This window comes from Cupriavidus sp. SK-3 (genome assembly GCF_000611145.1).
GTDB lineage: Bacteria > Pseudomonadota > Gammaproteobacteria > Burkholderiales > Burkholderiaceae > Cupriavidus.
The window spans coordinates 1-13,689 of sequence record NZ_JFJV02000082.1 but is presented as its reverse complement, the minus strand read 5'-3'; the positions used below and the strand labels follow the sequence as shown (position 1 = coordinate 13,689).

General features: G+C 57.0%; 6 protein-coding genes and 3 pseudogenes. 6 read left to right on the top strand and 3 right to left on the bottom strand.

What is annotated here, in order from left to right:
* The first annotated feature begins 102 nt into the window (after positions 1–102).
* From CF70_RS08795 to CF70_RS37560, 3 genes are all read left to right on the top strand, one after another.
* Positions 103–294: a hypothetical protein gene (locus tag CF70_RS08795; RefSeq protein ID WP_035863141.1), complete on the top strand. Its 192-nt coding sequence runs from the start codon at positions 103–105 to the stop codon at positions 292–294.
* Entirely contained in the window at positions 284–1,993 is a 1,710-nt protein-coding gene (locus CF70_RS08790; protein WP_035863139.1) for an ATP-dependent helicase, read from the top strand. Before CF70_RS08795 ends, CF70_RS08790 begins: the two co-directional genes overlap by 11 nt.
* 170 nt (positions 1,994–2,163) lie before the next feature.
* On the top strand, positions 2,164–3,393 hold the full coding sequence (locus CF70_RS37560; protein ID WP_235184953.1) for a helix-turn-helix transcriptional regulator: 1,230 nt from the start codon (positions 2,164–2,166) through the stop codon (positions 3,391–3,393).
* A gap of 196 nt (positions 3,394–3,589) precedes the next feature.
* Here the strand turns inward: CF70_RS37560 and CF70_RS38560 are convergent.
* Positions 3,590–3,760 (bottom strand): annotated as a pseudogene (locus CF70_RS38560) (transposase); the annotation flags it as partial.
* Between the two features lie 2,367 nt (positions 3,761–6,127).
* Here CF70_RS38560 and CF70_RS08780 point away from each other — a divergent pair.
* The 3 genes from CF70_RS08780 (at position 6,128) to CF70_RS08770 (ending at position 11,644) form a co-directional block, all read left to right on the top strand.
* A complete protein-coding gene (locus tag CF70_RS08780) occupies positions 6,128–7,474 on the top strand; it encodes a replication initiation protein (protein ID WP_035863138.1) in 1,347 nt (448 codons plus the stop codon).
* A 2,383-nt stretch (positions 7,475–9,857) separates the two neighbouring features.
* Entirely contained in the window at positions 9,858–10,574 is a 717-nt protein-coding gene (locus CF70_RS08775; protein ID WP_063830442.1) for an AAA family ATPase, read from the top strand.
* A complete protein-coding gene (locus tag CF70_RS08770; protein ID WP_051648167.1) occupies positions 10,574–11,644 on the top strand; it encodes a ParB/RepB/Spo0J family partition protein in 1,071 nt (356 codons plus the stop codon). The genes CF70_RS08775 and CF70_RS08770 overlap by 1 nt, the downstream gene beginning before the upstream one ends.
* A gap of 853 nt (positions 11,645–12,497) precedes the next feature.
* Here the strand turns inward: CF70_RS08770 and CF70_RS34640 are convergent.
* A pseudogene (locus CF70_RS34640) lies at positions 12,498–12,704 on the bottom strand (IS110 family transposase); the annotation flags it as partial.
* A gap of 40 nt (positions 12,705–12,744) precedes the next feature.
* Positions 12,745–13,689 (bottom strand): annotated as a pseudogene (locus CF70_RS08765) (IS3 family transposase); the annotation flags it as partial.

Below are 13,689 nucleotides of genomic sequence, written 5' to 3'. Positions count from 1 at the left end.
CTGATGACCACAGTGCGCGGCGTCTGAACGTGACGTGCCGCCCCTCCTGTTCGCGGGCGGCATCCATCCCGAAACACCGACCGATTGACAGGCTAAAACCATATGGACTTGACGAACGCCAGGGTGGAATTCCAGACCGACTTAACTTCGTTCGGCGAAGGGGTTGTCATCGCGCATGACAGCAGCAACGGCCGTCTCGTGATCCGCGACGACGACGGTATTCACTGGCGCGGCGACGAGGATCATATTGAAGTGATCTACCTCCCCTCGGAACGATCTGCCCATGCTGGATGAACTGAATCCTGCCCAGCGCGAAGTGGTGGAGTTGCGCCGGCATTGTGTCGCCGTCGCCTGCCCCGGTGCCGGCAAAACCAAGACCATTGCCACCAAGGCCGCGATTCTGCTGGCCGAGCCCAATGCCACGGTCGGCGCGGTGACGTTCAGCAAGGATGCCGCGGTGGAGCTACGCGACCGCATTCTGGCGCTGGCGGGCGCAGGTGCCAAGCGGCGCCTGGTGGCCGGCACCTTCCATTCGTTGTCGTACAAGCAATTGGGCGGCGATGGCGGTGAGCGCCCGGATATCGCCACGGACGGCGACCGGATGGTGCTGTTGGGCCAGGCGCTGGAAGAAGCGGAGTTGGACTGGAAGATCGAGGATGCGATTGCCGCCATCGAGGTCATCAAGACCAATTTCGGAAACGTGCAGGACGGCACCCATGAGGCGCGCCTTTACCAGGCCTACCAGCATGGCTTGGAGCGCAACGCTAAGATCGACTTCCAGGACATGCTGCGGCTGGCGGTGGAAGGCTTGCAGCGTGGCGCCCTCAAGCCCTATCCCTTCACCTATCTGTTGGTCGACGAGTTCCAGGACACCGACCCGCTGCAATACCAATGGGTCGCCCTGCACGCACAGGCAGGCTCGATCGTGACGGTGGTGGGCGACGATGACCAGTCGATTTACGGATTTCGGAGCGCGTTGGGCTATCGAGGCATGGAATCGTTCATCCGTCAGTTCGACGCCCAGCCCGTGGTGCTTGGCAGCAACTATCGGTGCAAGGCCGAGATCCTGGCCGCCGCCGACAAGGTGATCCAGAACAATCGCGACCGCATCCCTAAGACACTGGTGGCGCAGAAAGGTCCCGGCGGCATCGTGAAGTTCAACCGCTACGACGATGAGTATGCGGAGGCCGTTGCCGCCATCGAGGCGCTCGCGCCGAGCCTGGGTGAGGGGAACTCCGCCGCCATCCTGGCGCGTACGAACCGCATCCTCGACCCTGTAGAAGCCGTGTGCCGCTCGCATGGCGTGAAGTACTACCGCGCCTCCGGAAAGTCCATACTAAGTCGGCCAGAGGCAGCACTGATGTGCAACCTGCTGGAAATCATCCAGAAGGTAAAGACCAACGGGCTGGACGCTTTGCTGGGCTTCGCTGGCGTGGGCGCCCAGGAACTGCGGCTGCTGCACAGCAAGATGGGGCCGGCGCTGGAACAACGACAGAAGAAGGAACTGGTCGGGTTCGGCGTGTCGGAGGAAACCGCCGAGCGATACCGCGACCTGATGAAGCGGCTGGCCGAATGGCGCACCCTCTGCGACCGGCAGTTCTACTCCCTGGTCCTCGAAGGCGTGCATGAGTGGATGGCCCAACACGCCAAGGCAGACCCAGCCAGGCGAGCGATCACCACGACCTATGACGTGCTCTCTCGGCTCAATGGCACGTTCTCTGACCGGCTGGAATTCCTGCGCCGACAGAACAACGAGCCCGTACCGAATGCATTGGTGCTCACCACCATCCACGCGTCAAAGGGCCTTGAATGGGATGGAATCGTCGTCATCCGTGTGGAGGAGACGGTTATTCCAGATGAGAAAGGCAGTTCCGAATCCGAGGAACGACGCTTGTTCTACGTCGGGATGACTCGTGCGCGTGATTGGCTGGCACTCAGTACGGCCAAGAAGAACCCTACGTCGCGGTTCGTGATCGAGGCGGGACTGGCATGACAGGTCCACCCTAAAAAACAAAAGCCAGGATTGCAGTCCTGGCTTCTGCGGAAGTTGCCGGAACCCGAAAAAGGCGTACCAGCCTGCACCTCCCACTGAGTGCAAAGTCTAGGAAAGCCTTCGGGTCCTGTCAACGCCTTCACAAGTTTTTTTGCATAGAACGGCTGAACATGATTCGAACCATGGAAGCCGATGGGCGGCGCTCGCCTATCGGCAATGGTGCCGCGCATCCTTGCGCCGTGGGCAGCGCACATCCTGCTGCCCACGGCGCAAGCGACTCCGGACCACACTACTTACCAAGCAAGATTGCCAACGCGCTCGTGCGCGTCTATGAGGCGTTGCATGAGTATGCGTTGACGCAGACGCAGCGTCAGATTCTCGCCTGCCTGGTTCGTAACGGCGTGAAACAGCAAGATCCAGCGGACTGGATCTTCATGAAGAAGGTCACGATCGCACAGCGGCTTCGGCTTAGCGAGGCGACCGTCTATCGTTGCCTCGCGGCCCTAGAGCGCGTCGGCCTGATCGAGCGGGAGGAACAAAGGCAGACCGGATATACGCTGAAGGTCCTTGGTCGAATCAGGCTTTCTGGACAAGCCATTCGGAATCTTGGCCTTGCGTCAGTTCACCCGTCCCGCGAAATGGTTACCATAGAAAGGATCCCGGACGTATTGGACCGGGTACCCGCCCTCGGCCTACCCACTCTCGCACCGGTGAGAGACGTTAACTCACCCCCTCAACAATCTTCTTCGAAGAAACAGTCGCCAGGGGCAAGCCCGTTCATTCGCGTGCAGGGCAAAGCTGTGCCTTCGGAGCTAGCTTGGTTGGTCACGCAAAACAATCTGTCCCTATCCGGCCTGTTCCATCTGATGAAGCGTGCCAAACTCGCTGGCCACCGGCTATCCGATGTGGTGCAGGTCGTTCAAGACGCCCTATCCAAGCTGAGCGGCAGGGAACTCTTTGCCTACCTCGCCGCGTTGCTGGCAAAAAGGACCGACTTTGCCTTTGTGGCAAGGCAGCGCACCGAGGAAGTGCTAATCGCCCGTGAGGCGGCACAGAATGAAGCCGCGCGTCTCTCCCGTGTCGCCGAGTTGGCCACCGCACTCCGCGGTGTGAGCGTGGTCAGAGACGACGGCACCGCACTCTCGGTGGACGAAGTGTCCGTCCTCGTCATTCGAAGGGACGGTACATCATCTTCGGCCACTCACCAGCGAGCTCTCGATAGTCTGGAGGAAATCGCTCGGCTGGTCGGGGAGGCAGCCGAACGGGACGCTAGGAGGTCGGCTGAACCGCAGCCGCAAATGAGCGAACCCCGGCCCTCCCCTCGCGTTTTCTCCGGAGGCCTTGACACGGCCCGGGCGATTCTCGGGATGCGGACGAGGCGGAGCGCTGCAACCGGATAGAAGCGCAACTTGAAAAGGGCGCGGCCGATGCGGATAGTGTTTCCCTCCCATAACCGTAGTCCATAGGGTTCCGTAGGCGCAGTTTGCAGCCGTGGGGTGTGAGATGCCCCACCGTCGCGGCGCAGGAACGCGCTCGAACGGCAGAATTAGTCGGGTTGTACGGCGGCCAACGCATTCGAGGTGCTGACGGGACAGTTTCCTGCCGCTGTTGCGCTCGATAGCGCCGGCGCCACGTGAACAGCATGTTCGCGCTGATGCCGCGCTCGCGCGCCAGCTGCGATACCGAGATCCAAGGCTCACACGCAGCGGCCGCCGGCCGTCGCTTGAATTCCTCACTATGGAATCGGCCAGCCTTTGCGAGTGCCAGCGACTGGCACTATCGCCTCAAAACGGCCTACTCTCGCCTACGGCCGAATGTGACGAGACTTTCGGCCTGACGCATTCGCAGAGAACGGGCATCGGCCAAGGAGCCAAGGTGATATCGATTGGTGGTAGTAGCGCGGCGATGTTAGTGGTGACTCTCATTCTGACGGCTACAAGATGTCTAAGGTGTCATTGATTGGTACAGATTCGCATGCTTCCTGGGCGTTCGCGGAAGGATCCGTTGCGCTATGGTGGTATCCGTTGGTGAACCGCTGGCCTATTCTGGGCGACGTCAATTCACTTTTGCGAGTGACTGCTACCGCTGTAACTCTTATATAACCTATCAATCAACTTGAAACGGGACCTAAGGTGGTACCGCTTGGTAGATCTGACGACCGTCGCGCACCTCCGAGGGACCGTCAACGCTCTCTTACCCGCGGCAAAGTGGTAGTGGTTGGTGCATTGCGGTTCCATTCCGGTCACCTATATTCTTTTTATATCAATGACTTATAAGTTCAATCTTAGAATTAACACGAAGTAGGCTGGCGAATCGCTAGCTGTACCAATCGATTACACCGTCGGAGCTAGGCGGCACCAATGGATAGCACCTTAGTGTCGCCGTTGCTTTAGGGTGCCACCAATCACTGCCACTTTGGGCAGTAAGAGGCGATAGAGCGACACTGACTTCAATTTTTTGTCAAAATAATCAATAGGTTACATACTTCCCCTATTCTTCTAATCGTTCTTTTTGCGCCACTGGCGCCAAACCAATCACTTACACCATAGGGACCCCGAGGCTCGTCGCTCCGACACGAACGGACCGAACGGATACCACCTTGCTCCTGCGTCACCTAGGCCACCGGCGCGCAAATCACACCAATAAATGACACTCTTTGCGAGGCTCCCCTGGCGTGTGCACACCAACGAATGCCACCTTGGCTCGTTGCCCTAATGTTCGAGGCTAACGAAAAGCCCACGGACTAAGCGAGGAGGGCGTCATTTTGAGAAAGTCAGTACGTTCGACAAGCATACCAATCACTACCACCTTGCCTCGTCTTCCCGGTACCAATCGATTACACGTTGCAAGGCGAACTCGCTGGCGACTTGCCGGCTAGCTTGGCACTGGCGTTGACGCCCGGACCAGCGGCTGCCGCCTTGCCCGATCCCTTGATGGCACAGCTTGCGCCGGAGTGGCCTCCATGCGAGCCTTGTTGGATCTCCGTTGGCGGCTCGCGCGAACGAATGTACCCTGTCCCCTGGTTCATTCCAGTTAGGTAAAGCTCGAAGAGTTCGGGCCGACGCCGCGGATGCTGCTCGATCCAGGAGTAAAGGTGATATCCATTGGTGTTGAGACCTTCAGAAGTGCTACCAGTAAGGCTTTCCGAGAAATTTTGCACGCACGAACACGAGCTAAGGTGGTATTCGTTGGTGCCTGAAAGGGTGAAGGCTGGCGTCGAGCACTGATCGACGCTACTGGGGGTGTCTTTTTTGGAGCTTTGTCGTCACTTTTAGCCGAGCAAAGCTATGCACGAGCCGGATTTGCACCAATGGGTTACACCTTGAGGATCTCGGTGTTTGTCCACCTGAACGCTCCCTGAACGCTGTACTGCGCCAACGCCAACGACAGGAAACCACACCAATCGACTACACCTTAGAAATCGGTCATCGCCCAGAGAGCGTTATGCCATAAGGGTTGTCGGGCTTCGGACCTGAGGAAAGATCCCAGCGATGTTCAGCTAAAAACGGCTCTGCATCCGTCAGGTGGGCATAGATAGAGGATCGTGGCGAGTTAGGGGAGCAACGGTGGGTCGAAGTTGTATTGCTCCCATCACTTGCTAGCAAGCTTTCTTGCTTGTAAACAAACAGCTATTACATGACCTATTTTTCCCTTCTAAATCAAACGGTTACGATAAGTAAAGCGTTAACCTTTGGTAACGAGGTGATAGTGATTGGTTGATAGGTGGCATTGATTGGTACGTTAACGTGTAAACCTTTGGTGCGCCGCGGTGTAATTGATTGGTGCTAAGGCGTTAACAGTTGGTGCAAGGTGTAGTTCATTGGTCAGGGCTGTGGATAAGTACCTGGAACCCGCGCTGTAGTTCGCTTTGCCGCCTTCCCATGATTTCTATGGTGATATCGGTTGGTAGCGAAGGTGTTATTAGTTGGTCGGGCATAGTCAATGCGCGCGTTCGGTCAGGTAATGGTGAGAACACGCGCTCAAGAGCAGATTCGCACCAATGCATACCACTTTGGGAATTTCGCTCTGGGCCGCATACCAACCAACGGCTGACCATGGTGGCATTGTTAACTTGACCAATTACACCTTAGCCACGATAGTAACGTCCATTGACGTTGAGGGACGAGGGAAAGCATGGCAAACATCGTGAGGAAAACGACGCCGGAGCAGCTCGGCTTCGACATCTTCACTGCCGTGCGAGAGCAACTTGGATCTGACAGCGCAATTACCGATTCGCCACGCGATATCGGGTACCGAAAGACCAATGTCCTGATTGACGTTACCACGCTGAGCCTGTTGGCACGCCGAACGATCAACGCGCTTTGGCTCGAGGTGTCGGAGCGGCCGGACCAGACCCACTATGACCTTGATCTAGGCTACTTCAAGTGGCTCGCCAAGTACGAGAAGTCGAACAACATCACTCACCTCAAGAAGGTGCTGCGTGAGTGCCAACAGTCATCGGTGCAGGTGACCGTTGAGGGCAGCAAAGGCGGCGATCCTCAGTGGGCCTCCATACCTTTGCTCGGGCCTGTCGCGATTGCTGGCGGCAGGATCACGTTCAAGGTTGACGAGATGATCCACCGACAACTGAAGGATCCTCAGCGCTACACGTATCTATCGTTGCGGATGTCGGCGGCGCTCTTCAGCTACGCCTACATTCTCTACGAACGCTTGAGCTCCCTGCGATTCATGGGAACCACGGAGTGGATTCCTCTGGACGAGATACGACGCTGGGTGAATGCCGACTCGGTCAAGTCGCTCACTGAATATAAAGAGTTCAAGCGCCAGGTTCTTGACAAGGGTATCAAGCAGATTAATGAGCTGACCGACTTGCACGTTGAGTTTGAAACGAAGAACGCACAAGGCTCTCGCCGCGTTGCCGCGCTTCGGTTCAAGTTGCGGGACAACGCCGCCGGTAAGCTTGTGCTCGACTTCAATTCGCCTCACGAACTGAAGGACCTCTATGAGACTCTGGTCAAAGGTTTTGGTCTTAGTAAGAAGCATCTGGACGAGTTGGTGGAGAACCGGGACGAATATACCGATGAACGCATTAAAGCCGCAATCGAATTGACGCGCTTCCGCGTGAAGAGTGGCAAGGTGAAGGCGCCAGCGATGTACCTGATGAAGGCGATCCGCGACAATTTACGACTTAGCGAGATCGAAGTGCAGATGGCAAATGCGGGCGCACCTAAGCTGACTGTGGCCGAGCCGATTGCTGAGACCACCGAAGCGCAACGAAAGCTGACAAGGACCGCGGAGAGCGAGGCCGAGGCTGGCATCGCGGCTTACCTTGACCTGGGCGAAGATGCACGGGCACGAGTGCGCAAAGCGCTGCAAAAGGAAGCCACCTTCAAGATCGCCGCGAAGCGCGTGAAGGTCAAAACTGTGCCTGACGAAATAGAGATCCTTGGGCACTCTGCCCTACGCCTGGAGCTTGGTTCTTTCATGGGCCGGGCATCTACCGCCGAACTGATCAGCTAACACCGTGCTGATGCGCCAATCAATTACACCTTAGCTGCTCCGGCTCACGTCCTGAGCAAGTCCGGCTTGGCTCGAGCTTCCTCTCAGTGATCTTGAAATTCGCGGAACAGGAGCATAAGCAGCGGCGGCACGGTATTGAGTCTCTTGCTCCGAGTCGGAGCTCTGTGAGATCTGCACAGGCCCCGGAAATGCAATCTGCACGCTGGGCGTCCTTGCAAACGGTGAGTTTCGATAAACGCCCCCATTTCTTGCGTGATTTCTTTCCGGTCTAGTATCTCGGAGTTGCTCTCCAGTTGGGAGGCTTGATAGGGAACCGGGCAAGGGCCAGCCTTCAGGGGGCTGGCGGAGGAGCCATTCATGGCTGGGGCCTCAGCTGCTGTTACGATCAGTCCTTTGCTATGACTCTAGGCCTTTGAGTACGAACTGATCGCGAATGGCCGACAGCAGTGTGACGTGCGCTGCTTCGCCGGCTCGTGCCCTTCGTGATGAATACTCCCGCCCCGAAGCCTTCGGCTTGTGGCAGGGGTTCGGGGTACAGCGAATCGTGCTCGGGGCAGTGCCCTCCGGTGCCTCATTCAAGTCTCCCTCGGGATACCTACGGACCCCGGCTCGGATCATCCTGCCCGTATCGTGGTTCTGAGGCGTATCCCCTTCTTCCTGCCCTTGGTCGAGAATTATCCCGACAGGAGCGGTCCCACGCCCCGGTCGCGAATCACCTGGCTCGCATTGTGGTCCGCGTTGGCGCGGCAAGTCGCAGCATTGGCAGACAAACACACCTTGCGAGGCCCAATTGCTCGGGTTGGTGCGGCCACATTGACTACGCTCGTGCGAACTGTGATGCGGAGGCCCTGACGGGAAGCTTGTTCCATCGCAGTACCTTGAATGCGCAAATGTGAACGCTCTGTTCCAGGAGTTGGGGAGGCTTCCTGCTGTTGAGTTCCGGTTTGGCGCGGACCTGGTTCTTGAGCCACGGGCCTGAGCCGTCCTATTTCGCCTTTGGCGGCGCACCCAGCCTTGACGCGCCACCAGCCGAGTCTGCGTTTGGCTAGTCAGCCGGTCATTTATTTGAAGCACAATGCTTATGCCGACCGGAATATGACCAAACGCCAGAGTTCATTGTTAGATTTCAACCCGCCGGCAGTTTGTACTACTAACGCAGCAGAACCGCAGCACAATGCGCTTTCACGCGTGAAAGCGCGCTCATACTGTTCTGAGCACATGTAGTTCTAAATGCATATACAATATATAAAATTATCAATCATATTTAATCCGTAGAAGATAGGCACCTTACCGTGGCACTCACTACTCCCATGCGTACTCCAAATATTCTTGGATTTGAGAGACTAGAGCCCTCAGTAGAGAACCGCAGTGACACATTTTCAAGCAGGAAAGTCCGCTCGGGATTGGCCGCGAGCTTTGAACCGTTTCGGATGAAAATCTCTTAGGCACGCGTCAGACATATCTGTTGTTGTGCGGGTGTACTTTCAAGCATGAAAGTCTTGCTTGCTGTGACGGCGGCTTCGCTGATCCCACGCGCGGGCGTCGTTGTCTACTTTTAAGCCGTCAGCAAATCGTCGAAGCCAGGATTTTGATGTTTGAAAGTCAGCCCCTCTCATGAATAAATTTATTATTTATTGACATAAACCAATCAAAGGCAACATCTTTACTCTGTTGCAGATGCGGCCGACGATTTCCATGCCTGGACCTGGTCGAGCCTCAAGTTAGTAACTAATGATCCCGCAAAGAATGATGAGGGCGATGATGACCGCCGCTCGAAAGTCGGATTCGAAACCCCGCTGAGGGAAGCTTTTGGCGATGCTGCCGCTTTACGTGATGCGGAGACGTGGCCTTTCTTGTCCACTTTCACGCATGAAAGTAGGGGCGTCTTGCCGGGGGGGCTGGGCTCGGTACGGGTGTTGCGTACCTGAGGGTTGCACGAATCGCTTACCGTCTTTCTGACATGCAATGCATCGGCGGTTAAATCGAAACCGACGTCCCGAGGCAGGAATGAGAGGCGGCGGCCTCCTTTGCGCCGGTAAGTGGGAGCTTTCATGCTTGAAAGCCGGCCGTCAGCATCTGTGCAGCGGGAGTACGAAATTACGTCACAAGCCTTTATTGCGTGCTGGTCCTCAGGCTCCGCACTTTCATGCTTGAAAGATGACGCCTGAACTTCTGACCCGCTTTCATGCATGAAAGCGCGAGGAAGGGTGGGCGGCCGGGATCTAAGGGGAACCATACGCAACCATCTTCCTGTTGTCGGCAGGCAACGCATCCTTCATAAACTTCTGGCTTTTATGCGTGAAAATGCCTATCACAGTTCGAAGCAAGTTAAAGTTCTGCGTGCCCAGTATTTTTTATTTATGTTGTATTTCTTGGGGAGTGTATGCCAGCAAAGATCGTGACCGTTTTCAACCAGAAGGGGGGCTGCGGCAAGACTATGGTGTCGATGCAGCTTGCCGCGAGTTTTGCTCTGCGCGGGCACCGGACGATGCTGGTCGACATGGACAAGCAAGGAACCAGTACGATTTGGGCGGGGCAGGCATCTCAGGATAAGCCGTTTCCCGCGACGGTCATTAGCCTTGCACCACTGCGCGAAAAATTGATCGGCGAGATTGCGAAGCACGCGGAGAATCACGAAATCATACTGATCGACTGCCCTCCAGCCATCGAATCCTCGATCCCGTGGGCTGCGCTGAACATCTCCGATCTCGCGTTGATTCCAGTGATTCCACTTATGGACAACGTATGGGCGAGCCGAGAAGCCAAGGAACTCGCTAGGCGTGCCCTCGAAGAAAATCCGGATCTGCAGACCTTCTGCGTGCCGTCAATGGCCAGGCGTGGAAATGTCTTCAAGGCTTGCACGGAAATCTTGCAGGAGGATCAAGGCATTCCCCTACTCGAGACCGGACTCCAGCAAAGAAATGCCTATGGAGAGTCGCAGATGTTTGGTCTGTCAGTGCATGGACTGTCTGGATCTTCCGCTGCAGCCAAAGAAGTTGAGGAACTAGCGAAGGTTGTGTTGGGCAAATTGGGTATTGAGTTGACGCGCAAGCCAGTGAAAGGCAAGGGCAGCATGAACAAGCAACGGGAGGTCGCATAATGGGGAAGAGCAAGCTCGAAATGATGCGTGAACAGGCTAACAAGGCTGTCACAGCGGCGCCGCCGCCAGACCGTTTCGCGCGTGCCCAGGCTCTTGTTGAACGCCAACCGAACGGATTTGCTGAAAAGCAACCCGAGAGGGCCGTTGTCATCCCCCCCAATTCGGCCGAGGTATTGACGCCAAACTTTAAGCATGATGGGGCCGGGGAAGTCGCAGCGAAAACAGTCGCAACTGTGACCAGAGCGGTGGAAGAGCAGTGTGGTCCGTACTATGAAGAAGCGGACCTTGGTCTGATTGATGACAACCCGTTCAATGCCCGTAGACTCTATCGCCCTGAACGGGTCCACGAGTTGGCTGAGAGCATTCGGGCCGACGGTCAGCTGGTCCCAGGGATTGCAACGATTCGGGACGGCCGCCGTGTCCTCGCCGGTGGGCACTATCGCTTCAAGGCGCTTAAGGTTGCTGGCATTCAGAGTATGCGCTTGCTGGTACACCCTAACTTGAGTGATCAGCAACTCTATCAACTCTCTTACAAGGAGAATGCAGAGCGGGAGGCCCAATCTCCCCTGGATAATGCGTTGGCTTGGAGATCGTTGATTGACCAAGGCGTCTACCCAAACGAGTCGGCGATTGCTGAAGTAACGGGGATGTCACTGCCGAATATCAATAAGACCCTGGCCATCATGAAACTCTCGGAGCCTGTGCTCGAGATAGTGCGGGAGAAGCCGGAGGCGTTTGCCCTTTCCACGCTGTATCAACTCACTCTTCTGGAGAAGGTCGCGGGCAGCACCGTAGCCGGTGCAATGGCGACTAGAATTGCCGACGAACAGGCCTTTTGCCGGGATGTAGAAGAGGCCCGCGCACGTTATGAGTCCAAGCCTGCCCGTAAGCAGAAGGAGACGTCCCGCCAGCATCGTCTCATCGACTCCGACGGCAAGCCGCTTGGGGTGTTGAAAGATTGGGATTCCGGGAAGGTGTCATTCGAAATCACGCTGCTCGATCCGGCTCAACGGCGTGCACTTGTCGACGAATTGAAGGAGCGATTCGCACCAGCCCGGCACCCCAAGTGAGTTCAACCCAGCCCACCGCTGCAAAGATGCGGGCGCGAAGATGGCTGAAACGTATCTGAGGTCATTGGCCATGTTTGCACTTTCATGCGGGAAAGTGCTTTATTGGTATCTTTAATTGGATGGGAGGGGTGAGTCGGTGCAAACAATGCGAGGCGTTTTGCCCCGAGGAGCTGACGGTCCGACGTAAGAGGTCACAGTGGATACGCCATGCGAATCGATCCACGCATTCAGGAATGCCTTGCAGCACAATTGACAACCGTCGCGAGCGTGGTCACGCCCGATCTTCGCACTGATTGCCACGCCGGACAGTCCGGAGCCGCCGCCGGCGTTGGCCAGCTCGGCGCACCTACGAGGCGTACTTTGGCAACTAGTCAATCCAGGACACTGGTCGGAGGCGAGCCTAGCTAGCCTCCAGGCTCTGATCTCGTCTGCTATCACCAAATCTCCTTCGAGCGGACGGTCAGGTCGCTCTCAACTCCGCGCAATACCATCGGCACGAAACGGCGCCAAGTGATTGATTTTCAACATGAATCGTCATTTATAAATCCGAGCCATGCGAAGTTGTGTACTTAAATGAAATGCCGATAATTTGCACACAATGCCGAAGCCATTTGTCTATTTCGCGACGGGTCCCGGGTCCCTGTCTGACGGTAACGCAGCGCAGACCGCTCTGGAGCGCCTGCGCGATCGGGCTGGCACCCCACTTCTTGATCGGACAGCCTCGCGCCGACGTGACGAAGAGCGTGCAAAACTTGGGGAGGCCCCAAATGAGCGGGCGCAAGAGCATCCGGCCACTTCAGGCTGTATGGACTGCGTATCACCATCCCTGCATCTTCCTCCAAACCTCAATGGATTAAGCCGGCTTCAGTTGTGCCCCTTCGGGGATCACGCCATCCTTCAGATAGCGCCACATCGCAATCGCGAGACGTCGTGCCACCGCGACGATCGCAATCCGTCGGGCCCTTCGGTTCGGGCCTGTGCTCTGGGTGCGCTGGTTGAACCAATGCGTCAGTGCGCTCTCTGGCTGGTAGCGGATCCAGGACCACGCCATCTCGATCAGGTGATGTTGCCCCTGTTTTGTGTAGCTCTTAGCTCTCGGGTTATGCGGCCTTTTTACGCTGTGCGGCATGCCAGCGTTGCTCGTATTGCATGGGGCTGAGGTAACCCAGCGTGGAATGCAGCCGTCGGTGATTATAGAATGCTATCCAGTCGAGCACCGCGTCCATGGCCTCGCGCCGGGTGGCGAACTTCCTTCCGTGCAAACTGGCAGTCTTGAGCCGTCCCCAGAAGCTTTCAGTCGGCGCATTATCCCAGCAATTCCCCTTCCGGCTCATGGACGAGCGCATGCCCCAGTCGCGCATGGTGCGCTGGAACTCATGGCTGCAATACTGGCTGCCACGGTCACTGTGGAAGATCACCCCCTGATCCGGGCGGCGCCGGAACCAGGCCATCCGTAAGGCGTCCTGGACCAGGCTGGTCTGCATGTGTGGCGCCATGCTCCAGCCCACTACCTGACGGCTGAACAAGTCAATGACCGCGGCCAGGTACAACCACCCCTCATCGGTGGCGATATAGGTGATGTCTCCACTCCAGAGCTGATTGGGGGCATCAGGGGTGAACCTGCGCTGCACCAGGTCGGCGGCCACCGGCAAGTTATGTTTGCTGTCAGTGGTGACGACAAACTTACGCTTGGTGCGCGCGCGTAGGCCATGCCGCTGCATCAGGCGACGCACCCGCTCCTTGCCCACCCTGACGCCGCGCGCGAGCAGCTCCTTATGCATGCGCGGCCAACCGTATTCCTGCTTGACCTCGGCATGGATGGCGCGCAGGTGGGCCAGCACGGCCTCATCGCTCTGCCGTCCACCAGAGCCGGGGCCGGTTGACTGCCGTTGGCGCCAAGCGAAATAGCCGCTGGCGCTCACGCCCAGCACCTCGCACGAGATACTCACTGGCCAGTGCTTTCTCACTTGGTAAATCCAGGCATACCTTGCAACACGTCCTGCGCAAAGTATGCCGCGGCTTTTTTTGCGATATCGCGCTCCATT